The sequence below is a fragment of the Rhodococcus sp. SJ-3 genome (assembly GCF_051918125.1).
Classification (GTDB): Bacteria; Actinomycetota; Actinomycetes; order Mycobacteriales; family Mycobacteriaceae; genus Rhodococcus.
Genome location: NZ_CM123306.1, coordinates 5,667,982 through 5,693,762 on the forward strand (window position 1 = coordinate 5,667,982; position 25,781 = coordinate 5,693,762).

Genomic DNA, 25,781 nt, shown 5'->3' on the forward strand with positions numbered 1-25,781 from the left:
ATGCCCACACCCGGAAGAAGTTTCACCAGGTGCTCGGGCGTACCATCGATGGCGTGACTGTCGCCCCAGAAGGACGCAAGCTGCTGCGGATCGAGACCCGGAACGCGCAGACGCCCATCGAACGTAAGCCCAATTGGATCAAGACCCGAGCCAAGATGGGTCCGGAGTACACCGAGCTGAAAGGCCTCGTGCGGAGTGAAGGCCTGCACACGGTCTGCGAGGAGGCCGGCTGTCCCAACATCTACGAATGCTGGGAAGACCGCGAAGCTACCTTCCTCATCGGTGGCGAGCAGTGCACCCGTCGCTGCGACTTCTGCCAGATCGATACGGGCAAGCCTGCCGCCCTCGACCGTGACGAGCCGCGTCGCGTCGCCGAGTCGGTGCAGTCGATGGGATTGCGCTACTCGACGATCACCGGCGTCGCGCGCGATGATCTCCCGGATGGCGGCGCGTGGCTGTACGCGGAGACCGTTCGGAAGATTCACGAGCTCAACCCCGGAACCGGCGTCGAGAACCTGATTCCGGACTTCAACGGCAAGCCCGAACTGCTGCAGGAAGTCTTCGAGTCGCGGCCCGAGGTTCTCGCACACAACGTCGAGACCGTGCCGCGCATCTTCAAGCGGATCCGTCCCGCATTCCGCTATCAACGGTCCCTCGACGTGATCACTGCGGCGCGCGAGTTCGGACTCGTCACCAAATCCAACCTGATTCTCGGTATGGGTGAGACGCCGGAAGAGGTCACCGAGGCCCTGCACGACCTGCACGGCGCAGGCTGCGACATCATCACGATCACGCAGTACCTGCGCCCGTCGCCGCGGCATCATCCCGTCGAGCGCTGGGTCAAGCCCGAGGAGTTCGTTGCTCACTCGGAGACCGCCGAGAAGATCGGTTTCGCCGGTGTGATGGCGGGGCCGCTCGTGCGGTCGTCGTATCGCGCGGGCCGCCTGTACGCACAGGCGATGGCCCACCACGGTCGCGAACTTCCTGCCGGTCAGGCGCATCTGGCTCAGGAGGGCTCGGCAAGCCAGGAGGCCAGCTCGGTTCTTGCCCGCTTCGGCAGCTAGAAACCGGGACGGTACCCGCGGTGGCAAGCGGTCCACCGCGAGGAAAGTATCCTGGTAGGCATGGCGAAGGGCAGCAAGACCGACAAGGAAGCGAAGGCAGCGGCGAAAGCCGCTCGCAAGCAGGCATCGAAGGAGCGTCGCACACAGCTGTGGCAGGCCTTCCAGATCCAGCGCAAGGAAGACAAGGCGCTTCTGCCGTGGATGATCGGCGCACTCGTTGCATCGATCGTCGTATTCTTCGTGATCGGGCTGATCTTCGGCATCGAGTGGTTCCTGCTGCCGATCGGCATCCTCGTCGGTGTGCTCGCAGCGTTCATCATCTTCGGCCGTCGCGTTCAGAAGTCCGTCTACAAGAAGGCCGACGGGCAAGCAGGCGCAGCGGCGTGGGCACTCGACAATCTCCAGGGTGCATGGCGTGTCTCACAGGCCGTGGCAGGTACCACTCAGCTCGACGCACTGCATCGGGTGATCGGCCGTCCGGGGGTCATCCTCGTCGGTGAAGGCAACCCGGGCCGGATCAAGCCCCTGATGGCGCAGGAGAAGAAGCGCGTTGCGCGCCTCATCGGCGACACTCCGATCTACGAGTTCACCGTCGGCAACGAGGAAGGCCAGGTTCCGCTTGCACAGCTGCAGAAGCAGTTGAACAAGCTTCCGCGCAACATCGATACCAAACGGATGGATGCGATCGAAGGCCGTTTGTCGGCGCTGAGTACCAAGAAGAGTGGTCCCGCGATGCCGAAGGGTCCGCTGCCTGCGGGCGCGAAGATGCGGAGCGTCCAGCGCACTATGCGCCGCCGCTGAACCACAGTGTCGAACGGCTGAGGGCCGTCGTCCCGTTCGGGACGACGGCCCTCAGCCGTTCTAGGAAGAGGTCAGCGCGAACGCACGAGCGCGGTGCCGGTCGCGCGGTCCTGCAAGCCTCTGCCGTCGATGTCGGTGACCAGAGCGGGAGCAATGAAGACGAGCAGGACCTGTCGCGCAAGGGCGCGAATCAACCCGACGCGGACGGGCGCATCCACGCGCACCACCTGGAGTCCGGCGATGAATTGCCCCGGCGTGAACGAGAACAACGTCACTGTGACGATGCCTACGCCACACCAGATGAGAAGCGTGTACGCCGACAGCGATGGGCTCTCGAGCGGGTTGTCGCCCACCAGCACCATCGCGATCGCCATCGACGAGAACCAGTCGATGGCAAGCGCGAGGACGCGTTTCGCAGAGGAGACGAGCGAACCCGGACCGTGTTCAGGAAGTCCGAGCCCCTCCCCGGGATACTTCTGTTCCCCAGCCTGTCCCGGAGGAAGGGCCGCCGAGGGGCCCGATAGCCAACTACCCGTCATCCGCGCCATGGGTCCAGGATAGTCTGGTACGTGCGGACCAGGGCAGACCCGTGCACCCGTCGGTGACCTCTACCACGTTCTACGGTCCTCACACCAGGGCAACCTGATGTGTAACACCGGCGAAACATAGGTTTGACGACCGGGCAACACCGGGTCAATACGGTCTGATCCGACGCAGGCGCCCAGCACCAAATGGCGCGCACCGACTGAAGGAGCACAAGCGTGGCGTTCACCACGGCCGAAGAGGTCATCAAGTTCATCGCGGACGAAAACGTCGAATATGTCGATGTCCGCTTCACTGACCTGCCCGGCATCGAACAGCACTTCTCCATTCCGGCGAAGGCATTCAACCAGGATGTTTTCGAAGACGGATTGGCATTCGACGGATCGTCCGTCCGCGGATTTCAGTCGATCCACGAGTCCGACATGTTGCTCCTTCCCGACGTGACCACTGCACGCCTGGACCCCTTCCGCGCAGCCAAGACGCTGAACATCAGCTTCTTCGTCCACGACCCGTTCACCCGCGAGTCCTACAGCCGCGACCCGCGTAACGTTGCCCGGAAGGCCGAGGAGTACCTGGCCAGCACCGGCATCGCCGACACCGCATTCTTCGGGGCCGAGGCCGAGTTCTACATTTTCGACTCGGTCCGCTACGACTCCGCGATGAACGGCTCGTTCTACGAGGTGGACTCCATCTCGGGTGGCTGGAACACCGGCGCCGAGTACAACGCCGATGGTTCCGCCAATCGCGGCTACAAGGTCCGTGCAAAGGGTGGCTACTTCCCCGTCGCTCCTTACGACCACTACGTCGACCTCCGCGACGCCATCTCCACCAACCTGACCAATGCGGGCTTCGAGCTCGAGCGCGGCCACCACGAGGTCGGCACCGGAGGCCAGGCGGAGATCAACTACAAGTTCAACACGCTGCTGTCGGCTGCCGATGACCTGCAGCTGTTCAAGTACATCGTCAAGAACACCGCGTGGCAGCACGGCAAGACCGCGACCTTCATGCCGAAGCCGCTCTTCGGCGACAACGGGTCGGGCATGCACGTCCACCAGTCGCTGTGGAAGGACGGGAAGCCCCTGTTCCACGACGAGGCGGGTTACGCAGGCCTGTCGGATCTCGCGCGCTGGTACATCGGCGGCATCCTGCACCATGCACCGTCGCTGCTCGCCTTCACGAACCCGACGATCAACTCCTACCACCGCCTCGTGCCGGGCTACGAAGCCCCCATCAACCTCGTGTACAGCCAGCGCAACCGTTCGGCCGCGGTGCGTATCCCGATCACTGGCAACAACCCGAAGGCCAAGCGCCTGGAGTTCCGGGCTCCCGACTCCTCGGGTAACCCGTACCTGAACTTCGCCGCTCAGATGATGGCCGGTCTCGACGGCATCAAGAACAAGATCGAGCCGTTGGCGCCGGTCGACAAGGATCTCTACGAGCTTCCGCCGGAGGAGGCCAAGAACATCCCGCAGGCGCCTACGTCGCTCCCCGCGGTCATCGACCGTCTCGAGGCAGACCACGAGTACCTCACCGAGGGCGGCGTATTCACCACCGACCTGATCGAGACCTGGATCTCGCTCAAGCGTGAGCAGGAGATCGCTCCGGTCAACCTGCGTCCGCACCCGTACGAGTTCCAGCTGTACTTCGACTGCTGAGTCTCGTCACTGCTCCGAAGCCGGTCCGCGCGCCCTTGATCGGGTGAGCGGACCGGTTTCGTTTCGTGGCCTGCCGATTTCGGCTCCACCAACTCGATCGAGCGGGTTGAATGGCTCTCGATGGAGAACCCCGAGGCGCGTTCCGCGGAGTGCCGCGAACTGCTCGTGATCTGCGTAGTGGCGACGATCGCCGGCGCAGTGATCGGGTTCGTCGGAGGAGCCTTCCGGTGGTGCCTGCGGGTCGCGGACCGATGGCGGGGCGACGTTCTCGACTGGTCCGCCTCGCTGCCCGGGCCCGATTGGCTGATTCCCATGGCCGTCACCGCTCTGTGCGCAGCGACCGCCGCGCTCATCGTCGGGCGTGTCCCTCTCGCTTCTGGAAGCGGCATCCAGCACGTGGAGGCAGTGGAACGCGACGAGGCTGTGCCGCCACCGCTTCGGGTGGTGCCCGCCAGATTCGTCGGAGGCGTGCTCTCGATCGGTTCCGGACTCGTTCTCGGCCGAGAAGGTCCGATTGTGCACATGGGTGCGGCGGTCGGTTCCGAGACGGCGCGACGGGCGCGCATGGATGACGCTCACATCCGGTCGATGCACAACGCTGTGGCGGGCGCCGGACTGGCAGTCGCTTTCAACGCCCCGGTCGGGGGTGCATTGTTCGTTTTCGAAGAGGTGACCCGAGTGTTCCGGTTCCGGACGGTCGTCCCCGTCCTGCTCTCGGTGGGCGCCGGGGTTGCGTGCTCGCGTCTGATACTCGGGGATCGACCGGACTTCGATGTCGAGACGCTCGGTACACCGTCGATCACGTTGCTGCCGGTGTTCTTGGTCTTCGGTCTTCTGACCGGGGTACTCGGAGCGGCCTACAACCGCGTGGTGGTCGGATCACTCGATCTCGTCGACGCGGTGCACGCTCTGCCGCCGGTATGGAAGGCCGCGCTGATCGGCGCCGGGGTAGGGTTGCTCGCCTCACTCGCACCGCTCGCTGCAGGCGGTGGCGATGCCGTTTCACAGCACGTGCTGGCCGGCGGCGTCCTCACACTTCCGCTCCTATGCTGGTATGTCGTGATGCGGTTCTTCGCCGGTCCGCTGTCGTACGCGGCAGGGACCCCGGGCGGACTGTTCGCGCCACTGCTCGCACTCGGCGCGCTGTGGGGGTTTCTGTACGCGCGTGTCGTGGAAGCAGTTGTCCCCGCGGTGGATTCATCGATCGTGATTCCGATGGCGATTGTGGGGATGTCGGCGCTGTTCAGCGCGTCCGTGCGGGCACCGCTCACCGGAATCGCCCTCGTTGTCGAGATGACCGCTACCACGAGCGTCACCGTCCCCATGCTTGTTGCGTCGGCGGCAGCAGTGGTCGTTGCGCATCTCGCCGGGGTCGCTCCGATCTACGACAGCTTACGCGAGCGGATGCTCGCAACCCCTACAACGCCCGGGTGAGAACGCAGTTGCGTTCTTCCACGCCTCGGTTACACAGGTTCGGGGTCGGGCACCGGCACTCGGGCCGTGTCCCGGTCATCAGCTTCCGCTGCGAGCCGCTGCCCCAGCACCGACTTGCGGTGGCCGTAGGCGAAGTAGACGACCACTCCCAGCGCCATCCACACCGCGAACCGGATCCACGTCTCCACAGACAGGTTCAACATCAGCCAGCTGCATGCGATGACAGCCAGGATCGGCACCCACGGCATGAGCGGAACCCGAAAGCCGCGGGGCAGGTCGGGGCGGATACGGCGGAGCACCATCACTCCGACACAGACGAGCACAAATGCGAACAGTGTGCCGATGTTGACCATCTCCTCCAGCACCCCCATCGGGAACACTGCTGCGAGGACCGCGACCACACCGCCGACGATCAGCGTGATGCGCACCGGCACACCCTTGTTGTTCGTCTTGGCGAGCTTGCGTGTCACCAGTCCGTCGCGCGACATCGCGAACAACACTCGTGTCTGGCCCAGCATCATCACCATCACGACCGTGGTGAGTCCTGCGAGACCACCGATATTGATGACCATCTGCGCCCAGCCGATACCGTGCGCCTCGAATGCGGTGGCAAGAGTGGCACTTCCATTCCCGACGAGCGCGCTCCCCGTTCGGAGATCGGTGTACTCGACCATTCCGGTCAGCACGAGTGTGACCCCGACATAGAGAACAGTCACGATGGCGAGCGATCCGAGAATTCCACGCGGGAGCGCTTTCTGGGGATTCTTCGTTTCTTCGGCAGTTGTCGCGACTACATCGAATCCGATGAAGGCGAAGAACACCAGGCTCGCGGCGGCGAGGAGTCCGTACCAACCGTAGCTGCTGCCATTGGCTCCGGTGAGCGCGGAGAACAGCGACTGGTGCACACCGTGCGCGACGTCCCGAGATTCTTCTGCCGGCGGGACGTACGGTGAGTAATTGCTCTTGTCGATGTAGAAGATGCCGACGACGATGACGAGGAGTACCACAGCGACCTTGATCGCCGTGACGACCGCCGACACCCGCGACGACACCTTCGTACCGATTGCGAGCACAATCGTGATCGCACCGACGATCAGCAGCGCGCCCCAGTCGACGGAGATCGGCCCCAGATCGACCGTGGAACTTCCACCGAACATGCCACCGAGATACAGCGACCATCCCTTCGCCACCACAGCGGAAGCCAGTGCGAACTCGAGAATCAGATCCCACCCGATGATCCAGGCGACGAACTCACCGAAGGTGGCGTAGGAGAAGGTGTATGCGCTCCCTGCAACCGGTACGGCCGACGCGAACTCCGCGTAGCACAACGCGGCAAGCCCGCACGCGATTGCAGCAAGGACGAATGCCAGCGAGATCGAAGGCCCGGCGACGTTACCGGCGGTGCGGGCAGTGAGGGTGAAGATGCCGGCGCCGACGACGACGGCGACTCCGAAGATCGTCAAATCCCTGGCAGTCAGCTCTTTTCGCAACCTCGAGCAGGGTTCGTCGGTATCTGCGATCGATTGTTCGACGGATTTGGTGCGCCATATGCCGACTCCGGGCATGGTGTGCTCCTCGGGATGGGTTGTGGTGCCCGCAAGAACCTTGTGGGTGATCGGTGGGCGAAACAGCTCGGGGAATGCGCGCACATTTTCGACGCGCTGCATTTGTGTGAGCATTTCAATGCAGCAATCATGGCACTACAGTGATCCCTGTCAAGAACTTTCAATTCAGCTGATCATTATGGTCAAGTAGTGATTCGCATCACAACGGAAAGGGTGTCATCGTGTTCAGTCTCGACCGGCTCGACACAGCTCTGCTCGCAGAGCTCACGCACAACCCCAGAGCGGGCATCGTCGATCTCTCGGCGAAGCTGGGCGTCGCGCGCAACACCGTCCAATCACGGATCAAGAAGCTCGAAGAGTCCGGAGCGGTAACCGGATACCGCCCCGTCGTCGACCTTCCCGCTTTGGGACTACCCCTCCAAGCATTCATCGGCGCCGAACTCGTCCAGGCACGAATGGGCCAGGTGATCGCCGAACTCGAGCGATTCCCCGAGGTCCTCGAGGTGCACGCCACGACGGGACGCGAAGACTTGCTGATCAGAATGGCGGCCCAATCGCAGGAAGACCTGCTACAGGTTCTCGAACGGATTCACAGCATCGAGGGGGTCGCACACACCACCACGACACTGGCGCTCACCACTCCCGTGGCATATCGCACGCAGCCGCTCCTCGAACATCTCACCCGGGATGCGGGACACGGACGCTCGGCCCCGTCCGGCCGGCCTTGAAGTTCCTCGCTCCGCCGAACTCGGACACGACTTCGGGGGAGCCGCCACGAGCGCCTCCCCCGACGTTTCACCTATCAGGCAGAGTCGATGCGCTGCTCGGCAATTCGGTTGGCGGCAGCACCCGGCGCGATATCCAGCGCCTGCGACACATCGAAGATCTCGAGGGTGCGATCGAAGATCGCATCCACACGGCCGCGGACCGTGACTTCGTCCGAACCGTCGACTTCACCGGCCACCTGGATCAGCCCACCGGCATTCGCCACGTAGTCGGGAACCCAGGTGATGCCCCGGGATCGCAGGATCTCTTCGACGGTCGGGTCGGCCAGTTGATTGTTGGCTGCGCCGCATACCAATCGAGCGTCGATCAACCGCCCGGTCGCCGATGTCAGCGTCCCGCCGAGTGCACACGGGGCGTACACATCCAGCGATGCCCCGAGGATGTCGTCGGCCACCTGCACCGACGGGAAGTCTGCTGCGACCCGCGCCAGCACAACGGGGTTCACATCGGATACGACGACCTCGGCGTCGTCTCGGGTGAGCAGTTCGACGAGTTGGTAACCGACCTTCCCCAATCCTTCGACGCCCACCCGACGTCCGGCAAATGTGTCTTGCCCCCAGACCGTTCGGGCGCCTGCCCGCATCGCCTGGAACACCCCGAGGGCAGTCAGTGGTGAGCTGTCGCCGGACCCTCCCGCCCCGGCGGTCCGGCCGACCGCATGCGCGGTGCGGGTTCCGATCACGTCGAGATCCCCCGCCTGCGTTCCCACATCGGCGGCGGTGATGTAGCGTCCCCCGAGCGAATCGACGAACCGGCCGTACGCGACGAGCAACTCGTCATTCTTGTCGGTGGCCGGATCCCCCAGGATAACCGCCTTGCCACCGCCGAGATCCACACCGGCCACCGCGGCCTTGTAGGTCATTCCCCACGAGAGCCGCAACACGTCCTCGAGCGCTGCCGACTCGTCGGCGTAGGGATAGAAGCGGGTTCCACCGAGGGCGGGCCCGAGAACCGTCGAATGGATCGCGATGATCGCGCGAAGGCCGGTCGCGGCGTCCTCGTGGAAGACGACCTGTTCGTGTGGCCGGTCGGTCAAGCGCCGAGAGCGGTCGAAGACGCCGAGAGCAGGATCGGTGGCGGTCGGGCTGACGATGGTGGAGGTGGTCACGTGCGATTCCCTTCGGGGCGTTGAATCGGCGGGCGGGAGAGAGGAACTCAGAACTCGGCATCGACGCCGAGTTCCTCGAGTCGAGCGCGGTATTGTTCGACCGAGCGCAGTTTGATGTGCTCGTAGCCGCGCACCATGTCCGGAAGTTCCGCGATCTGCACGGCACGGTCGTACGAGTCGGTGGTCAGAGCCGCGACGGACTGCTCGATCACGGCGGTGTAATGCGCGAGTAACGCACGCTCGGTCCGCCGGACGTGGGCGTAACCGAACGGGTCGAAGCGGGTACCGCGCAAGCGCTTCGCTTTCGCCAGCATCCGCAGCGTCGAATGCGACCTCGGCCCGAATCCGATCTTCCTACTGCGGCCGAGCGCCCGCAGCACCGGCGGATGCAAGCGGTAGGTCAGCTGGTATCCCCCGGGCACCTGGGCCTGCACGTCGTCGACGAACGCGGGGTCGACGAGCATGCGTGCGACTTCGTACTCGTCCTTGTAGGCGGTCAGCTTGAACAGACCCCGGGCGACGGCCTCGCTGAGGTCGGTGCGGTGGGTGAGCCGACGTTCGGCCGTCCACACGGAGTGCACCCGATCGATGTAGCGTGCGGCGAGCGCCTCATCTTGGAAATCGATCAGGGCAGCGGCACGGATTTTCACCAATCGCTGCACTTCACCGGCGAATGTGGTGCCGTCGAACAATCTGTCGGGAGCTACGGTCGCGGGGCGGGCGTGGGGTGCCGGCTCGGTGGCCCGGCGAAACACCTCAGGGTCGGCGATCGCTGCGCGCCCCCACCGGAAGGCAGCGATGTTGGTTTCCACTGCGACGCCGTTGATCTCGATCGCTTCCTCGATGGCGGCGGCCGGGATTCGCAGTCCGCCGAGTTGGTGCGCTGCTCCGACGAGCAGGAAGTTCGCCGACGCCGTCTCCCCGAACAGTGCCTGTGACGCGGCGAGCGCGTCGAACGAGACCGATTCGCGGGTGGTCGCGTCGAGCCGCGCGAGCAGATCGTCCTCGTCGGGGTGACGGATCGACCGGTCGTACACCATGTCTCCGGTGGGCGTGCGACTGGTCGACGCGACGGCGATGGTCGCGGCGGTGTCGGCGTAGGCAAGGTTCTTCGGATCGGTGGCGGTGAGCAGGTCGAACGCGACCAGGCACGTTGCCCCGCCGGTGCCGACGCGGTTTCCCGGTTCGAGGTCGCCCACCGCGAAACGCAGGTGGGAGACCACCGGGCCCGCCTTCTGGCTCATCCCGATCTGGTCGAGCGATTCGACCTCGAATCCGGCACGCAGCGCCGCGGTGGCGAGTACCTGGTTCACAGTGACTATGCCGGTGCCACCGATTCCTGCGAGAAGAACGTTGGTGGTCCCTGCCGGACCGTCACCGACGATGTCCGGCACGACAGGCGGCGTCGGGGCGCGCCGCTCGCGTTTGCGATCCGGTGCTGCCTCGACCGTCACGAACGACGGGCAGTCCCCATCGAGGCAGGAGTAGTCGGTGTTGCACGACGTCTGGTCGATGCGAGTCTTGGATCCGAACTCCGTGTCGACGGGTCGGACCGACAGGCAGTTGCTCTTGACGCCGCAATCGCCGCATCCTTCACAGACCGCCTCGTTGACGATCACGCGGGTGGTACGGGCAGGCAGGGTGCCGCGTTTACGCTGACGACGTGCGTCGGCCGCGCAGTGCTGGTCGTAGATGAGCACGGTGACACCTGGAACCTCGCGCAGCAGTTTCTGTGCTTCGTCGAGCCTGTCCCGATGCCACACCACGGTGCCGCGCGCCAGAGATCGCTTGCGATGCTGCTTGGGGTCGTCCGAACAGATGATGATCTTGCGGACGCCTTCCGTGGTGAGCTTGTGGGTCAGGGCGGGGATTTTCAGGGCGCCTTCGGCATCCTGCGCGCCGGTCATCGCCACGACGTCGTTGTAGAGCAGCTTGTAGGTGATGTTCACCCCGGCTGCGACGCACGCCTGGACCGCGAGCTGACCGGAATGGAAGAACGTTCCGTCACCGACGTTCTGGAACATGTGGCCGATGTCGGTGAACGGTGCCTGCCCGATCCACTGCGCGCCCTCTCCACCCATCTGGGTCAGGCCGGTGACCGCGCTGTCCGTGCGACCCGACAGCGTGACGAGGGTGTGGCAGCCGATTCCGCCGCCGCCGATCGAACCCTCGGGCAGGGCGGTGGAGCGGTTGTGCGGGCACCCGCTGCAGAAATACGGAGTGCGCGCGGTGGAGAGAACTTCGAGTGGCAGTTGTGGAAGGGCGCCCGGCCCGAGTTCGATGTAGTTGCGCAGCACACGACGCAGCGGCCCACGGATCCGACCCGCGGTCAGTTCACCGTCGAATGGTACGAGCGGGCGTCCTTCGGCATCCCTCTTCCCGAGGATGCGTGGCGCGGAGTCCGTTCCGTAGAGGATCTCACGGACCTGGGTTTCGACGAAGGCCGTCTTGTCCTCGACGACGATCAGCTCGTCGAGTCCGCGCGCGAAATCGCGGATGAGATCCGGTTCGATGGGATAGGGCATCCCGATGCGCAGCAATCGGATTCCCGCGCGGTGCAGACCCGCGTCGTCGACGCCGAGGTCGAGCAGCGCCTGCCGCATCGCGTCGAAGGTGGTTCCAGTGGACGCCAAACCGATCCGGGCGCCCGCTGGGTCTACTTCGATGACATCGAGTGCGTTGGCCTTGCCGTAGGCCAGGACGGTCTTCCATCGCGGCCCGTACAGGTCGGCTTCGGCGGCCACACTGTCACCCGGCGCTGCCATCGGACGCTGACGGTAGATGAACCTCCTTCCTTCCCAATCGATTTCGGGAACGGCGATGGGAACATCCGCAACCGACCCGTCGACCGACCAGGCACCGTCGGCCACATCGGCGACGATCTTGAGCGCAACCAGGCATCCGGAGGCCCGCGATAACGCAACACCGTGCAGTCCCATGGTGATGATCTCGGCAGCGTTCCTCGGGAACAGGACCGGGATGCCGAGTGCGGCGAGGGACCGTTCGCTCACCGCGGGGACAGTGGAAGACTTCGAGGCCGGATCGTCGCCGACCATCAGGAGCATACCGCCGTTCGGATCGACCCCATACATGTTGGCGTGGCGCAGAGCATCGGTGGCCCGGTCGAGCCCGGGGCCCTTGCCGTACCACACGCCGACCACTCCGTCGTGGGTCCGCGTACCGGTTCCGAGCTGCCCCTGGCTCCCCCACACGGCGGTGGCTGCGAGTTCTTCATTGAAGCCTGGAGTGAAGGTGATGTCGTGTTCGGCAAGCACCCTCGGCATACCGTGCAGCATCTTGTCGAGGCCACCGAGCGGACTGCCCTGGTAGCCGGAGACGAATGTTGCCACCCGACGTCCGTCGCGGATGTCGCGCACATGCTGCTCCACGAGTTGCCGTGCGATCGCCTGTACACCGGTGAGCAACACCGTGCCCGATCCGGACCGGAATCGGTCGTCGAGGTCGTAAGGAGATCTCTCGCCTTCGCGGATCACAGTCTCGGTCATCGCGCACCACCGTTCCTTCGCTGCGACACTCGAATGACAGCGTCGCTTCGATCACGTCAATTGGTGCAGCAATATTCACTACTGCTGATGGAAAGTGTCAACAAGAATATTTTGAACTCATCAATTTGATTATGTAGTGATGTACACCACAGGATGAGATGCGCACTCTGATCAGCCGCAAGCCCGCGCGCCAGGCTCGGCCGTCGCCAGAACCGCGCGCCCCGAAGCATCTTGCACACGCGCGTATAGTTGGTGATGTATGACACAGTTTGCCGACATTGCGACACAACTGTCGACGATGCGCTGATCACCCGCCTGCTGCGGACGATGAGTCGGGGCACGAACGTGCCGGGAGGAACGCCGCGCATCCGGCCGACGGGCGCTATGGCACCCGCCGTCCGCCGATCACCGGGCACGCCCGGGCAGAGCATTTCATACCGACCTGTCTCCGAAAGGAGGCCGTCATGCGTACGACCATCTCGGCCGCGGCATGTGCAGCCGCCGGCGCCCTGCTTCTGAGTCCGCTTGCCGCGGGAATCGCGACGGCACAATCAGCCCCGAACACTGTGGGAATGTCACAGAGCCAAGCGGCCACCACATTGGACGAGGCGGGTGTGCCCTGGCACGTCGTCAGTCGAGCAGGCAGCACACTCCAGGAATGCACAGTGACCGAACAACGCGACCTCGGTTACTACACCGAGACCGAGAGCGAATGGGATTCCGATAAACAGGAGTGGAAGGACGTGACGGTCGACGTCTGGCGGGGTGTCGGACTGATCATCCTCTGCAATTGAGACCTCTGCACCTGAGACGAGAACGACCTCCGTGCGTGCTCGAGCAGAAGCACGGACGGAGGTCGGTGACGAAGCGGTTCCGCGGAGCACTCAGAGTTCGCGGAACCTCGGAATCAGATGCTCGGCAACGTGCTTCGCCTCGTCGATGAGCGGCCAGCCGGCAAGGATGAGGCTGGTCAGTCCCGTCTTGTCACGTAGGGCACGCACGTGTCCGGTGATCTCGTCGGGTGTGCCCGCGTAGTAGACCGCCGACGACCCTGTCGCGAAGATGTCGAGCGGCGACCACGCGGTGATACCTGCGTACAGCCCGTCGCCGAGGTCCAGGTCTTTCGGCTCGGGCAACTTGCCCGCGTTGAGGGCGTCCACCCAGCCCTGACGCTGCGCGTCGCGGGCGGTGAAGGTCCTCAGATCCTGTTGTCCGTGCGTACGGCGACGAACCGCGTTGTTCAGCACTTCGCTGATCCGATCGATCCCGGCGTCTTCGAACAACGACCGGAATCGATCGAGCGCTTCGGACCGCGTCGGCCGCACGATGACGCCTGACAGCGCACCGAAGTCGGTGTATTCACGGCCTGCCGCAGCCGCGGATTCGCGAGCCGCAGTGAATTTGGCATCGACGAAGGGCGTTTCGCGCAACATGATCAGATAGGCGTCGAGCACCTTACCGGCGTTCTCCAGTCCGGCCTGCGAATCACCGGTACCCCACAGCGGTACCGTATGCCCTCCCGCGGGCGGCTCGATGCGCAGCGGCGTGTTCGGGAAGTTGGATTCCGTCCCCTCCGCGTAGATGCGGTGGAAGTCGGACCAATACTGCTCACCGAGTTCGTAGCGTCGATCGTGCTCGACGAACATGTCGTATTTCGTCAGGATGTTCTCGCGTCCATTGACGGAGTTGATCATCAGGCGGCCGCCGCTGAATGCGTCGAAGGTGAGTGCCTTTTCGGCGAGTAGCCGGGCAGGTGTCATATTGGCGTACACCGCGACGAGGAACTTCATCCGGCTGGTGTGCGCGGCAGCCCAGGTAGCGGAGATGAACGGATCGTTCGGCCACGTAGCGACGAGCGCCCCGTCGAAACCGCCTTCGTCGATGGCCTTGGCGAGCGCGATCTGTCGTTGCCCGTCTACGGGAAACAGCCCGTCAGGGCTCCACGGATAGTCGCCGTCGGCCTGGGTGAGGTACCAGAAAGTTTTGATGCCCATCAGCTCTCGTCCTTCTTCGGCAGTTCGAATGCCTCGATACGGGCGCGTCGGCGCAGAGTGTCTGCGTCGACTGTGTAGAGCGCGTCGAGATAAGCCACAGCGAACGAACCCGGACCGCTCGAATTCTCCTCGGCAATCTCGGCCGCGACGGCGACGTGCGTATGCGCCGCCGCCAGTCCGATCAGTGAGGTCGGCGCGACCGCGAGGTAAGCGGCAACGAGGCCGCCGAGCGAGCATCCGGTGGAGGTCACGCGGGGCAACATCGCACTTCCGCCTGCAATGCGCAGTCCGGTGACAGCACCGTCGCTACCGCGACCCACAAGGTAGTCGATCGGTCCGGACGCGGACACCGCGTCCGAGTGCCCGAGCAGGGCGAGCGCCGCCGGGATCGCCGCCGCCGCTTCGTCCGCGCTGTCGACACCACGAGTGTCGCTGCCCTGACCTGCCAGCGCGATGATCTCCGAGGCATTGCCACGGATCGCAGTGGGTCGATAGGTGAGCAGATCCGCGGCGAGTCCGGTACGCCATGGCAACCCTCCGACACCGACCGGGTCGAGCACCCAGGGGGTCCCCGCGTCGTGCGCCGCCTCGGCAGCGGCGGTGAACGCAACGGCGGTTCCGTCATCGGGTGTGCCGAGGTTGACCAGTACTCCGCCCGCAATCCGCGCGAAGCCACCCGCCTCGTGGACGTTGTCGATGTGCGCGTTGCTGGCACCCGCCGCGAGCAGAACATTGGTCAGGAAGTTCGCGGACACGATGTTGGTCAACGACTGCACGAGCGGGGTGCGTGCACGGAGCATGTCGAGGGCGTCAGCGAGGTCATCGATCGTCGGCGCGTTCGTCGGGGAGGTCATGAGGTTCCTGTCACAGAAGTGTCGGTTCCGGCTGGAGGTCCGGGTGGGCACGTACGGTAGGCGGGACATCGCGGGTCGAGATATCTCATCAGGTGTTTCCTCGCTCATCCGAGATCATCGGCAGTGCCGGATCTGCAGTCCACTCTGCGAGCGAGCCGTCGTACACGGCGACGTCGTCGCGACCTGCCCGCACCAGAGCGAGCGCCACCAGGCACGCGGACACACCACCGCCGCAGTAGACGATCAGGGGGCGTTCCGACTCGGCCGACACAGTTTCCGACAGGGCGGTCAGTTCCCCGCGAGGACGCAGCACTCCGCCGCCGAGGAGACTCTTGGCAGGCAGGTTCCGACTGCCGGGAATCCGTCCGCGCCGCGAGTAACGAGTCGTTGCGGTGCCCGCGAAGTGCTCGGGATCGAGCGCGCAGAGCAACGTTCCCGCCGCCCGGCCCGCACTGACTTCGAGAACGTCGTCTCGGTCTCGCCACAGGCCGTGGTCGGTGATGTTCACCGGGTTCACCGCCGCAGGCGGCGCCGACAGGTCCGAGGAGAGCGGAAGTCCGAGGGCGGTCCACCGGGCGAGCCCACCGTCGAGGACCCGCGCGGGAACACCGATGTTGCGCAGCATCCACCACACCCGTGACGCCCAGGTCATCTCCCCCGCGTCGTACACCACGATGTCGGTGCCTGCACCGACACCGATGCGGGCGAGTGCGGCAGCCAGATGCTCGGGTTCCGGTCGCGTGAAGTGCAGCGGAGCCCCCGACGCACTGAACTCGCCGAGCAGATCGATGTGCACGGAATTCGGGATGTGCGCATCCGCCCAGGTGGCGTACCCGGATTCGGGGCGGTAGTCGCCGTCGAATCGCGGTTTCGGAAACGACACGGTCGCATCGAGAACCGCCACGGTCGCCAACTCGCGCGCGAGGTCCTCGGCGGCGATCATCACATCCTCGCCCGGGACCTCACCGGTTCGGGACTCACCGTCCCTCGCCGCCCTCGGTTTCTCCTCGATCACCCCCGCGACGCTAAACGACGAATAACGTATACGCAAGTATGCGCTCGTTGACGATGGCATAATCTCCGGAGACACCGAACCTGAGGACAGGAGTGCGATGCCCGACCGGGACACCACAACCGACCTGATCGGCTCATTGCTCGGCGAGCTTCCCACCGGACGCGACGATCAGACATCGAAGCAGTATCTGCGGCTGCGCGCCGACATTCTCGCGGGCAAATTTCCCAGTGGCGCTGCACTGCACGAAACCCAGCTCAGTGAGACCTACGGTGCCTCGCGCACCCCGATTCGGGAAGCCCTGAACTGGCTCGCCCACGACGGGTTGCTCGAGCGCGCCACACGCGGGTTCCGAGTCCGGTCGGGAACCCCCGAGGACGTCATAGAGATCTACGCCGCCCGCGTCGCACTCGAGTCCGAAGCCGCGGGAGCAGCCGCGATCCGTCACACCGAGCTCGACCTCGCGAGGCTCGAACAGCTCCACGCCTTCTGCTGCTCGGCCTCCGACGACACCGACGTCCGAGCCGGTAACTTCCGATTCCACGAAGCACTGTGGCAGGCCGCGCACAATGCCACCATCACTGCGCTTCTCATCCGGCTGACCACGCAACTGCGGATCTATGATTCGGGCCCGCCGTCGACCTACGGCGAACCCGACGTACTCAACGGCGAACACGACCTCATCCTGACCGCGCTACGAGCGCGCGACGAGGCGGCCGCCCGCGAGCACATGCGCGCACACCTCGAACGCAGCCGAGAACTTCGCATCAAGATGTTCGCCGGCGGGTGAGGACGAAAAACGAAAGAGTCAGTGCCCGTTCGTTTCCCCGCCGAACACCCGCTCGACGACACCACGCGCACGACGCGTGACTCTCAGGTAGTTGTCGAGGAATTCGGATGCGTCGTCGCTGTGTTCGCCCACGGCACTCGCCACCGCCGCGAGTTGCCGCCCCGGCCCGGGAAGCTGATCGCTCGGCTTCCCCCGCACCAGGACGAGCGCATTGCGGGCGCGGGTCGCGGTGATCCACGCGTCGCGGAGCAGATCCACGTCGGCTGCGCTGATGAGTTCGGCGGCACCGATCGCATCGAGCGTCTCCAGTGTCGACGTGTTGCGCAACGAACCGATCTCGTGCGCATGCTGGAGCTGCAGCAATTGCACGGTCCATTCGACGTCGGACAGTCCGCCGCGACCCAGTTTCGTATGGGTCGCGGGGTCGGCGCCGCGCGGAAGGCGCTCGGAATCCATCCGAGCCTTGATCCGGCGGATCTCCCGTACCGCTTCCTGAGTGACCCCACCTTCGGGGTAGCGCACACGGTCGATCATGTGGAGGAATCGGAGCCCGAGATCGGAATCGCCCGCGACCGTGTGCGCACGCAGCAACGCTTGGACCTCCCACGCCTCTGCCCACTGCGCGTAGTAGGCCTCGTAGGATTTGAAGGTGCGCACCAGCGCGCCGCTGCGACCCTCGGGACGAAGGTCCAGATCGACTTCGAGCGGCGGGTCGGTGCTCGGCGCCCCCAGAAGTTTGCGGACCTGCTCGGCGACGGAGACCGCCCATTTCACTGCGACGGTCTCGTCGGCATCGGGCAGCGGTTCGCAAACGAACAGCACGTCGGCATCGGATCCATAGCCGAGTTCGGCACCGCCGAGCCGGCCCATACCGATCACCGCGATGCGTGCCGGAGCCGGTCCCTTCGTGCGCACGGATCCGCGGATCACCGCGGCCAGTGCCGCCTCCAGGACTGCCGACCATACGGACGAGAGCGCTTCACACACCTCCGGAACCGAGAGCATCCCGAGGAGATCGGCGCTCGCGATCCGCGCGAGCTCCGCCCGACGCAGTGACCGTGCCGCCGCGATCGCCCGCGCCGGATCGTCGTATCGGGACGATGACGTGACGATCGCTCTCCCTACCTCGGCGGGTTTGGCCTCGAGAAGGCGCGGCCCCGTGGAGGCGTCAGCGTAGAGGCGGATGACATCCGGTGACTTGATGAGCAGCTCGGGTACATACGCCGACGTACCCAGCACCTTCATCAGACGTTCCGCGACCGACGGCTCGTCTCTCAGCACCCGCAGGAACCACACTGTTTCATACAACGCGTCGGACAGTCGCCGGTAGGCGAGCAGACCACCATCCGGATCGACTGTCTCACCGAGAGATTCGAGCAGTTGAGGAAGAAGGAGAGCTTGAATCCTTGCCTTGCGTGAAGCTCCCCCGGACAGCGCGGTGAGGTGTTCCAGGGCGTGCTCCGGTGCTGTGTAACCCAGCGCCGCGAGCTGCCGCACAGCCGCATCCGGCGACAAACGCACCGCGTCCTTGTCGAGCCGGGTCACCGACTCGAGCAGCGGACGATAGAACAATCGCGCATGGAGCCTGCGGATCCGTGCGGAGTTGCGTTTGATCTCTGATTGGAGGACGCCGAGCGAATCGTTCCGTCCGTCCGGCCGCATGTGCGCCGCCCGTGCGAGCCAGCGCAGGTTCTCACGGTCATCGGGAGGGGGCAGTGTGTGAGTGCGCTTGAGCCGCTGCAGCTGAAGGCGGTGCTCGAGCAACCGGAGGAACTCGTACGACGCGCGCAGATTCGCGGCGTCATCACGCCCGACGTATCCGCCGTCGGCGAGCGCGGACAATGCCTCCACAGTGTTGGGCACGCGCAACGATTCGTCGGTGCGTCCGTGGACCATCTGCAGCAGTTGCACGGCGAATTCGACGTCGCGCAGGCTGCCCTTTCCGAGTTTGAGTTCGCGCTCCCGCAGATCGGCGGGGACGAGTTCCTCGACCCGCCTGCGCATGGCCTGCACCTCCGGCACGAATGCGTCGCGCTCCGATGCCGTCCATACCAATGGGCTCAAGGCTTCGACGTAACGGCGGCCCAGGTCGAGGTCGCCGGTCATCGGCCTGGCTTTGAGGAGTGCCTGGAACTCCCATGTCTTGGCCCACCTGTTGTAGTAGGCCACATGGGATTCGAGGGTGCGCACCAATTCGCCGCGTTTACCCTCCGGCCGCAGCGCGGCATCGACTTCGAAGAACGCCGACGTTCCGATACGCATCATCTCGCCTGCGATACGGCTGGCCCGCGCGTCGGCAGGTTCGGCGACGAAGATCACGTCGACGTCGCTGACGTAATTGAGTTCGCGCGCACCACATTTGCCCATCGCGATGACCGCGATGTCATTGGGGCACGGTCCGTCCGGGACGACAGTGGCGAACGCCACCGCAAGCGCAGCAGTCAATGCGGCATCGGCGAGGTCGGCGAGCCTCTCCCCCACCTCGAGATACGGCACGACTGGTTCGTTCTCGACCGTCGCAGCGAGATCCGCTGCGGCAATGAGCATCAGCTGATCGCGATACGTCGTGCGCAGTGCAGCAACCGCGTCCGGGCCTGTGATTCCGGCTCGGTGGACGAGTCGGTTGGTACGTCCACCGGTCTCGGGGACCGACTCGACACAGTCGAGCATCCGGACCGTGAAGGTGTGCCGGTCCGGCAGCTCGAGAGGACCGGCAAGCATCCGCCACCGATCGGGATGCGCGACCACGTGGTCGCCGAATGCCGCCGAGGACCCGAAAAGGGCGAGCAGTCGCCCCCGCAAGCTCTTGTCGGTGCGCAACGTCGCGTCGAGTTCTGCCCATCCCTGAGTTCCGAGTACGTCGGCGAGACGGCTCATCGTCCGCAGCGCGAGGTCGGCGTTGGGGGCCCGCGACAACGCCCACATCAATTCGATGCTTTCGACGTCCGTCCATCCCAATTGCGCCAGCTCGTCGGCAGCGGTGGGTTCGACCAGACCGAGTCGGCCGGGACCGGGTACGGCAGAGCGCGCAGGAGGCGGCTTCACCATGGCGCCTACAGCCCCAGGTACTGCTCGAGTTCGAACGGGGTCACTTGACTCCGGTAGTTCTCCCATTCCCGCCACTTGTTGCGCAAGAAATAGTCGAACACGTGCTCACCGAGCGTCTCGGCGACCAGCTCCGAATTCTCCATCTCACGCAACGCGATGTCGAGATCGGTCGGCAGTTCCTTGTATCCCATGGCACGGCGCTCGGCACCGGTCAAGGCCCACACGTCGTCCTCGGCCTCGGGAGCGAGAGTGTAGCCCTTCTCGATACCACGCAGACCTGCCGCGACGAGCACAGCGAACGCAAGGTACGGATTGCAGGCCGAGTCGGGAGTGCGGATCTCGACTCGGCGCGATGACGCCTTGTTCGGGGTGTACATCGGAACGCGGACGAGCGCCGACCGGTTGGACGGTCCCCAGCATGCCGCGGTGGGCGCTTCACCGCCGTGCACGATGCGCTTGTAGGAGTTGACCCACTGATTGGTCACCGCACTGATCTCGGGAGCATGCTCGAGAATGCCCGCGATGAACGCCTTGCCCGTCGCCGAGAGCTGCAACGGGTCGTCGGGATCGTGGAATGCATTGGTCTCGCCCTCGAACAGCGACATGTGGGTGTGCATGGCCGATCCCGCGTGCTGCTGGAAAGGCTTGGGCATGAACGTTGCTCGCACGCCTTCCGCCATAGCGATCTCCTTGACCACATAGCGGAAGGTCATCACGTTGTCGGCCATCGACAACGCGTCGGCGTACCGCAGGTCGATCTCCTGCTGCCCGGGCGCGGTCTCGTGATGACTGAACTCGACGGAGATTCCCATCGATTCGAGGGCGTCGATGGCATGGCGGCGGAAATGCGGCGCGGAACGGTGCACCGACTGGTCGAAGTAGCCGCCGTCGTCGGCCGGAACAGGCGGTGCGCCCGGTTCGCCGTTCTCGACGAGGAAGAACTCGATCTCGGGATGCACGTAGCAGCTGAAACCCAGATCGCCGGCCTTGTTGAGCTGACGACGCAGCACGTGGCGCGGGTCGGCCCAGCTCGGGGTGCCACCCGGCATGGTGATGTCGCAGAACATGCGAGCCGAGTATTGGTGACCCCGGTCGTCGGTCCACGGCAGCACCTGGAATGTCGTGGCATCGGGGCGCGCGACCATGTCCGCCTCGGAAATGCGGGAGAAACCCTCGATGGCCGAACCGTCGAAGCCGATGCCCTCTTCGAAGGCACCCTCGAGTTCGGCTGGGGCGATCGCCACGGATTTGAGGGTCCCGACGACGTCGGTGAACCACAGGCGCACGAACCGAATGTCGCGCTCTTCGAGGGTGCGGAGCACGAACTCCTTCTGGCGATCCATATCGGCGAGCGTAGGCATGATCCGTTAATTCCGTGTTACATCCGCCGTTCCCATCTGTGGCGTGTCGATCACACCGGCGCCGAGTCAGCAATGAGGGTCGGTCTCGGGCACCTCGAGATCGAGGAAGTACCTGGTCACAGCGTCGTCGACACAGGGATTTCCGTCCAGCACGACAGTGTGCTGGTTTCCGTCGAAGGTCACCAGCGCACCCCCGAGCTGACGCGCCAGGTCTGCCCCCGCCTGGTACGGCGTGGCGGGATCACCGGTCGTCGACACCACGAGGACCGGCGGAAGCCCCGGCACGTCCGGGGTGTGCGGTTCCCCCGTGGCGGGGACAGGCCAGAATGCACACACGTCGAGGGGCGCCTCACCGGTTCCGCGTCCGTCGTCGAGGAACGGTGCCGCCTGCCGGAAACGCGTATCGAGTTCACCGGCAACCGCGCGTTCGGTGATCGGCTGGTCATCGATGCATCGGACGGCGTTGAACGCATCGTTGATGTTGCTGTAGGTGCCGTCGTCCTCGCGCCCCTCGTACAGGTCGGCGAGTCGAAGCAGAGTGTCCCCGTTGCCGTCGGCGAGGGAGGCCAGGCCACCGCGAAGCGACCCCCACAACGCGGACGAATACAGGCCCTGCTGCACTCCGGTGATCGCGTCGCGGTAGCTCAGGCGACGCGGATCGGTGGTTTGGGCGGGCGTCGCGATCAAGGGGGCGACGAGCCCGCGGAACCGGGCCGACGCCTGCCCGGGCTCGTTGCCCAGCGGGCAGTCGCTGCGGGTCGCGCAGTCGGCCGCGAACTCGTCGAACGCCTTCTGGAATCCCTCGGCCTGCAGCACTATCTCCTCGACCGGGTCCTGTTCGGGGTCGATGGCGCCGTCCAGGACCATCGCGCGAACCCGGTCCGGGAAGGCTTCCGCATAGACGGTGCCGAGCCTGGTTCCGTACGAATATCCGAGGAAGTTCAGGGAGTCGTCGCCGAGCACCCCTCGGAGGACATCCATGTCACGCACCACGTCGGCGGTGCCGACATGAGCGAGGAGATCCTCTCCGGTGCGTTCGGCACACAACTGCGCGTACTCGCGGTTGCGTTTCTCGGATGCCTCGATTCCTTCCGGACTTCGATCGCCGTCGTCGATGGCACGATCGGCGTCGGTCTCCGCGGCGGTGAAGCACCGGACCTGCGGATCGGACGAACCGATGCCGCGCGGATCGAATCCCACGATGTCGAACCGCCCGGCCAGTTCGGTACCTGCCGCGGCGAGCACGGTGGACAGCCCCGAGGCACCGGGCCCGCCGGGATTGACCAGAATCGATCCGATCCGATCGCCGTCCGCCTCGATCCGCGACACCGCCAGGGTCACCGTCTGTCCGTCCGGGGCGTCGTAGTCGAGCGGGACCGAGATCCGGCCGCATTGCGCACCGCTGCGAGCCAGAAGCGGGCCGTCGATGCCGTAGCCACCGCAGTCGCCCCAGTCGACGCCCTGTCGATAGAACTGCGCGAGTTCCCCGGGCACTGCGACGGTCGACGGCTCGCGCTCCTCGGTCGCGGTGTCGGCACATCCTGCCAGCACCAGAGCGCTCACAGCGAGAAGGGCAGCGAACAGACGACGGGAGCGCACACGCGCGGAAACCGGCACCTGTGGATCGTGCCATGCCCGCCATCCGGCCTCGTGGTGTGATCACGCGGCGTCCTCATGTGACCAACCCCACCACCTCCGAGGGTTAGCTGTGGCCGAGCCCGGTGGCACACTGAGACTGTCATCACCCGCCCGGGGACCCGCAGAAGGGCCTCGAGGAAGAAAGAGACAACGATGTCGGAAAATATGACGTCCGTGTACGGTGGCGGCTCCGCCCCGGCAGACACTCCGAAGCGTAAGACGCGGGTCCACCATCTGCAGGCAATGAAGGCCGAAGGCGTGCGCTGGGCAGAGCTGACCGCGTACGACTACTCCACCGCCCGCATTTTCGAAGAGGCCGGGATCCCGGTGCTCCTGGTCGGCGACTCCGCGGCCAACGTCGTCTACGGTTACGACACCACGGTGCCGGTCACCGTCGACGAGTTGCTTCCGCTGGTCCGCGGCGTCGTTCGCGGGGCCCCGCACGCACTCGTGATCGCGGACCTCCCGTTCGGTACCTATGAGGCATCTCCCGAGCAGGCTCTCGCCACCGCCATCCGGTTCATGAAAGAGGGGGGCGCGCACGCAGTCAAACTCGAAGGCGGCGAACGCATCGCACCCCAGATCGCCGCGCTCACTGCGGCAGGCATTCCCGTGCAGGCCCACATCGGCTTCACCCCGCAATCCGTCAACACCCTCGGCGGATTCCGAGTGCAGGGACGCGGCGACGGCGCCGAGCAACTCATCGCCGATGCCATCGCCGTCCAGGAAGCCGGCGCATTCTCCGTCGTGATGGAGATGGTTCCCGCAGAACTCGCCGGCCAGGTCACCCGGAAGCTGACCATTCCCACCGTCGGCATCGGCGCCGGAAACGAATGCGATGCGCAAGTTCTCGTCTGGCAGGACATGGCCGGATACACGAGCGGCAAGACCGCGAAGTTCGTGAAGAAGTTCGGGGCTGTCGGCGACGAATTGCGCAATGCTGCAGCACAATACGCCTCCGAGGTAGCCGGCGGGAGCTTCCCCGGACCCGAGCATTCTTTCTGAGGTTCTTCGTTCTTCCGCTGCCGCCCAGGCATCGAAGGCTCTCCGAGCGAATGTAGTTGCTGAACAGGGCCGTGGCACACCCTCGAGTCGGGTGAGGTTTTCACCCGACTCGAGGCCTCCACCGCGCACACGTCGAGCCCAGGAAGTAGGGCGCCCATCGGCGTTTCAGGATTCGATGGCACACTCGACGGCGACCACGACCACCGAACCGCGAGGTGCGCTCCCCCATGACCCGATTCCGACGCATTCCCGTCGCTGCTACCGCAGCTGCAGCCATGATCGGCCTGCTCGGCGCGTGCGCCTCCGGAACCACCTCGGATCCGACGCCGTCGAATACCCCGGCGCCCTCCGCAGCGGAATCCACACAGGCACCGGGGGGCGTCACCGAAGCCCAGGCCGCCGACCTGTGCACCCGCATCGAGGGTCAGTTGCAGAGCTGGCGCACCTACACGCCCTCGGTCGGGAAGGGCGGCCTGAACATCCTCGTCGGCGAATGGGGCGCGGCAAACGGAATCGACTTGATTGCGCTTGCAGGCGATCGCGCACGCGTCGACATCATCACCACCGAGCAGTGCTCATCCGTGCGTGACGAGACGTTGACGGCCCTGCAGATTCCCGATCTCGCATCGGCCCTCGTCGGGTTCTAGGTGATGACCGACCGTCGCGAGCTCTACCCTCCGATCGCACCGTACGACCACGGCTTTCTCGCCGTCGGCGACGATCAGGAGGTGTACTGGGAGGTCAGCGGAAATCCGGACGGTAAACCCGTCGTGTTCCTGCACGGCGGGCCCGGTGGCGGCACATCACCACGGCAACGTCGATTCTTCGACCCCTCCGCCTACCGGATCGTGATGTTCGACCAGCGGGGCTGCGGCCGGTCGCGGCCGCACGTCGCCGACGGGGCCGACCTGTCTGTCAACACGATCGACCACCTGCTCGCCGACGTCGAACATCTACGCACATTCCTGAACATCGAACGATGGATGGTGTTCGGCGGATCGTGGGGGTCGACGCTCGCCCTGGCCTACGCGCAGCGCCACCGCGACCGCGTGACCGAATTGGTGTTGCGCGGGATCTTCCTACTGCGCCGCAGCGAGATCGACTGGTATTACAACGGTGGCGCCGGGGCACTGTTCCCCGACCTGTGGGAAGCCTTCCTCTCGCCTCTGGCAGGCACCGAACCCGGGGCGCACCCGGTCGACACCTACCACCGGTTGCTGCATTCCCCCGACCCGGACATCGCGTTGCGCGCAGCGGTCGCGTGGTCGACATGGGAGGGTGGAACGAGTTCACTGCTACCGCAGCCCGACCACGTCGCAGACACCGCGGAACCCCGCTTCGCGCTCGCCTTCGCACGGATCGAGAATCACTACTTCTACCATCGCGGATTCCTCACCGAAGGACAGCTGCTGCGGGACGCGCATCTCCTGCACGGCATCCCGGGCGTGATCGTGCAGGGTCGCTACGACGTGGTGTGCCCCGCGACGAGCGCATGGGACCTCCATCGTTCCTGGCCCGACTCGACGTTGCACATTGTCGACGACGCCGGACACTCCGCGCACGAACCCGGCATCACTCATCGCCTTGTGGAAGCGACCGATTTGTTCCGATGACATC

General features: G+C 65.1%; 20 protein-coding genes. 10 read left to right on the forward strand and 10 right to left on the reverse strand.

Annotated elements, in window-relative coordinates; translation table 11 throughout:
- Positions 1-53: 53 nt before the first annotated feature.
- Together lipA and ACTDXD_RS26335 are read left to right on the forward strand one after the other, a co-directional pair.
- The gene (gene lipA / locus ACTDXD_RS26330) at positions 54-1,064 is read left to right on the forward strand and encodes a lipoyl synthase (protein ID WP_440125078.1); all 1,011 of its coding nucleotides are present in this window, start codon (positions 54-56) and stop codon (positions 1,062-1,064) included.
- Positions 1,065-1,124: 60 nt separating this feature from the next.
- A complete protein-coding gene (locus ACTDXD_RS26335; RefSeq protein ID WP_169686327.1) occupies positions 1,125-1,865 on the forward strand; it encodes a DUF4191 domain-containing protein in 741 nt (246 codons plus the stop codon).
- 71 nt (positions 1,866-1,936) lie between these two features.
- Here ACTDXD_RS26335 and ACTDXD_RS26340 read toward each other — a convergent pair whose 3' ends face one another.
- On the reverse strand, positions 1,937-2,413 hold the full coding sequence (locus ACTDXD_RS26340) for an RDD family protein (RefSeq protein WP_440125079.1): 477 nt from the start codon (positions 2,411-2,413) through the stop codon (positions 1,937-1,939).
- A gap of 213 nt (positions 2,414-2,626) precedes the next feature.
- Between ACTDXD_RS26340 and glnA the strand changes: the two genes are divergently transcribed.
- Entirely contained in the window at positions 2,627-4,063 is a 1,437-nt protein-coding gene (glnA, locus tag ACTDXD_RS26345) for a type I glutamate--ammonia ligase (protein WP_440125080.1), read from the forward strand.
- Positions 4,064-4,183: 120 nt separating this feature from the next.
- Positions 4,184-5,497 carry a ClC family H(+)/Cl(-) exchange transporter gene (locus ACTDXD_RS26350; protein ID WP_440125081.1) on the forward strand — a complete coding sequence of 438 codons (1,314 nt, stop codon included), beginning with the start codon at positions 4,184-4,186 and terminating at the stop codon, positions 5,495-5,497.
- Between the two features lie 29 nt (positions 5,498-5,526).
- On the opposite strand, the gene ACTDXD_RS26355 is transcribed toward ACTDXD_RS26350, so the two are convergent.
- Positions 5,527-7,062 carry an amino acid permease gene (locus ACTDXD_RS26355; RefSeq protein ID WP_440127812.1) on the reverse strand — a complete coding sequence of 512 codons (1,536 nt, stop codon included), beginning with the start codon at positions 7,060-7,062 and terminating at the stop codon, positions 5,527-5,529.
- A 221-nt stretch (positions 7,063-7,283) separates the two neighbouring features.
- On the opposite strand from ACTDXD_RS26355, the gene ACTDXD_RS26360 reads away from it, so the two are divergent.
- Positions 7,284-7,790, forward strand: coding sequence for an Lrp/AsnC family transcriptional regulator (locus ACTDXD_RS26360; protein ID WP_440125082.1), 507 nt, complete (start codon positions 7,284-7,286; stop codon positions 7,788-7,790).
- 74 nt (positions 7,791-7,864) lie between these two features.
- On the opposite strand, the gene ACTDXD_RS26365 is transcribed toward ACTDXD_RS26360, so the two are convergent.
- Together ACTDXD_RS26365 and ACTDXD_RS26370 are read right to left on the reverse strand one after the other, a co-directional pair.
- Positions 7,865-8,956, reverse strand: coding sequence for a Glu/Leu/Phe/Val family dehydrogenase (locus ACTDXD_RS26365; RefSeq protein ID WP_440125083.1), 1,092 nt, complete (start codon positions 8,954-8,956; stop codon positions 7,865-7,867).
- Positions 8,957-9,003: 47 nt separating this feature from the next.
- Positions 9,004-12,462 carry an indolepyruvate ferredoxin oxidoreductase family protein gene (locus tag ACTDXD_RS26370; protein ID WP_440125084.1) on the reverse strand — a complete coding sequence of 1,153 codons (3,459 nt, stop codon included), beginning with the start codon at positions 12,460-12,462 and terminating at the stop codon, positions 9,004-9,006.
- A gap of 464 nt (positions 12,463-12,926) precedes the next feature.
- Between ACTDXD_RS26370 and ACTDXD_RS26375 the strand changes: the two genes are divergently transcribed.
- Positions 12,927-13,256, forward strand: a complete 330-nt coding sequence (locus ACTDXD_RS26375) for a hypothetical protein (protein ID WP_440125085.1) — start codon at positions 12,927-12,929, stop codon at positions 13,254-13,256.
- A gap of 90 nt (positions 13,257-13,346) precedes the next feature.
- Here the strand turns inward: ACTDXD_RS26375 and ACTDXD_RS26380 are convergent, their stop codons facing one another.
- The 3 genes from ACTDXD_RS26380 to ACTDXD_RS26390 form a co-directional block, all read right to left on the reverse strand.
- Positions 13,347-14,456, reverse strand: coding sequence for an LLM class flavin-dependent oxidoreductase (locus ACTDXD_RS26380; RefSeq protein WP_440125086.1), 1,110 nt, complete (start codon positions 14,454-14,456; stop codon positions 13,347-13,349).
- The gene (thiM, locus tag ACTDXD_RS26385; RefSeq protein WP_440125087.1) at positions 14,456-15,310 is read right to left on the reverse strand and encodes a hydroxyethylthiazole kinase; all 855 of its coding nucleotides are present in this window, start codon (positions 15,308-15,310) and stop codon (positions 14,456-14,458) included. The genes ACTDXD_RS26380 and thiM overlap by 1 nt, the downstream gene beginning before the upstream one ends.
- An 88-nt stretch (positions 15,311-15,398) precedes the next feature.
- On the reverse strand, positions 15,399-16,325 hold the full coding sequence (locus tag ACTDXD_RS26390) for a sulfurtransferase (RefSeq protein ID WP_440125088.1): 927 nt from the start codon (positions 16,323-16,325) through the stop codon (positions 15,399-15,401).
- Between the two features lie 97 nt (positions 16,326-16,422).
- Between ACTDXD_RS26390 and ACTDXD_RS26395 the strand changes: the two genes are divergently transcribed.
- Positions 16,423-17,112, forward strand: a complete 690-nt coding sequence (locus ACTDXD_RS26395) for a GntR family transcriptional regulator (protein WP_440125089.1) — start codon at positions 16,423-16,425, stop codon at positions 17,110-17,112.
- A gap of 18 nt (positions 17,113-17,130) precedes the next feature.
- Here the strand turns inward: ACTDXD_RS26395 and ACTDXD_RS26400 are convergent, their stop codons facing one another.
- The 3 genes from ACTDXD_RS26400 to ACTDXD_RS26410 all read right to left on the reverse strand — a co-directional run bounded on the left by ACTDXD_RS26400 (position 17,131) and on the right by ACTDXD_RS26410 (position 23,138).
- A complete protein-coding gene (locus ACTDXD_RS26400) occupies positions 17,131-20,160 on the reverse strand; it encodes a bifunctional [glutamine synthetase] adenylyltransferase/[glutamine synthetase]-adenylyl-L-tyrosine phosphorylase (protein ID WP_440125090.1) in 3,030 nt (1,009 codons plus the stop codon).
- Positions 20,161-20,165: 5 nt separating this feature from the next.
- Positions 20,166-21,503 (reverse strand): glutamine synthetase family protein, encoded by a 1,338-nt coding sequence (locus tag ACTDXD_RS26405; protein ID WP_169686308.1) that lies wholly within the window; start codon positions 21,501-21,503, stop codon positions 20,166-20,168.
- An 84-nt stretch (positions 21,504-21,587) separates the two neighbouring features.
- Positions 21,588-23,138 carry an alpha/beta hydrolase gene (locus ACTDXD_RS26410; RefSeq protein ID WP_440125091.1) on the reverse strand — a complete coding sequence of 517 codons (1,551 nt, stop codon included), beginning with the start codon at positions 23,136-23,138 and terminating at the stop codon, positions 21,588-21,590.
- A gap of 174 nt (positions 23,139-23,312) precedes the next feature.
- On the opposite strand from ACTDXD_RS26410, the gene panB reads away from it, so the two are divergent.
- The 3 genes from panB to pip all read left to right on the forward strand — a co-directional run bounded on the left by panB (position 23,313) and on the right by pip (position 25,777).
- Positions 23,313-24,164, forward strand: a complete 852-nt coding sequence (panB, locus tag ACTDXD_RS26415; protein WP_440125092.1) for a 3-methyl-2-oxobutanoate hydroxymethyltransferase — start codon at positions 23,313-23,315, stop codon at positions 24,162-24,164.
- 227 nt (positions 24,165-24,391) lie between these two features.
- A complete protein-coding gene (locus ACTDXD_RS26420; RefSeq protein WP_440125093.1) occupies positions 24,392-24,811 on the forward strand; it encodes a hypothetical protein in 420 nt (139 codons plus the stop codon).
- 3 nt (positions 24,812-24,814) lie between these two features.
- The gene (gene pip, locus ACTDXD_RS26425; protein WP_440125094.1) at positions 24,815-25,777 is read left to right on the forward strand and encodes a prolyl aminopeptidase; all 963 of its coding nucleotides are present in this window, start codon (positions 24,815-24,817) and stop codon (positions 25,775-25,777) included.
- The last annotated feature ends 4 nt before the right edge of the window (positions 25,778-25,781 follow it).

Bases quoted from the DNA above. Each gene is read 5' to 3' on its own strand.
- ACTDXD_RS26335 (WP_169686327.1), top strand. From the start codon at position 1,125: ATGGCGAAGGGCAGCAAGACCGACAAGGAAGCGAAGGCAGCGGCGAAA.
- ACTDXD_RS26340 (WP_440125079.1), bottom strand. From the start codon at position 2,413: ATGGCGCGGATGACGGGTAGTTGGCTATCGGGCCCCTCGGCGGCCCTT.
- ACTDXD_RS26350 (WP_440125081.1), top strand. From the start codon at position 4,184: ATGGAGAACCCCGAGGCGCGTTCCGCGGAGTGCCGCGAACTGCTCGTG.
- ACTDXD_RS26355 (WP_440127812.1), bottom strand. From the start codon at position 7,062: ATGCCCGGAGTCGGCATATGGCGCACCAAATCCGTCGAACAATCGATC.
- ACTDXD_RS26370 (WP_440125084.1), bottom strand. From the start codon at position 12,462: ATGACCGAGACTGTGATCCGCGAAGGCGAGAGATCTCCTTACGACCTC.
- ACTDXD_RS26375 (WP_440125085.1), top strand. From the start codon at position 12,927: ATGCGTACGACCATCTCGGCCGCGGCATGTGCAGCCGCCGGCGCCCTG.
- ACTDXD_RS26380 (WP_440125086.1), bottom strand. From the start codon at position 14,456: ATGGGCATCAAAACTTTCTGGTACCTCACCCAGGCCGACGGCGACTAT.
- thiM (WP_440125087.1), bottom strand. From the start codon at position 15,310: ATGACCTCCCCGACGAACGCGCCGACGATCGATGACCTCGCTGACGCC.
- ACTDXD_RS26395 (WP_440125089.1), top strand. From the start codon at position 16,423: ATGCCCGACCGGGACACCACAACCGACCTGATCGGCTCATTGCTCGGC.
- ACTDXD_RS26400 (WP_440125090.1), bottom strand. From the start codon at position 20,160: ATGGTGAAGCCGCCTCCTGCGCGCTCTGCCGTACCCGGTCCCGGCCGA.
- ACTDXD_RS26405 (WP_169686308.1), bottom strand. From the start codon at position 21,503: ATGGATCGCCAGAAGGAGTTCGTGCTCCGCACCCTCGAAGAGCGCGAC.
- panB (WP_440125092.1), top strand. From the start codon at position 23,313: ATGTCGGAAAATATGACGTCCGTGTACGGTGGCGGCTCCGCCCCGGCA.
- ACTDXD_RS26420 (WP_440125093.1), top strand. From the start codon at position 24,392: ATGACCCGATTCCGACGCATTCCCGTCGCTGCTACCGCAGCTGCAGCC.
- pip (WP_440125094.1), top strand. From the start codon at position 24,815: ATGACCGACCGTCGCGAGCTCTACCCTCCGATCGCACCGTACGACCAC.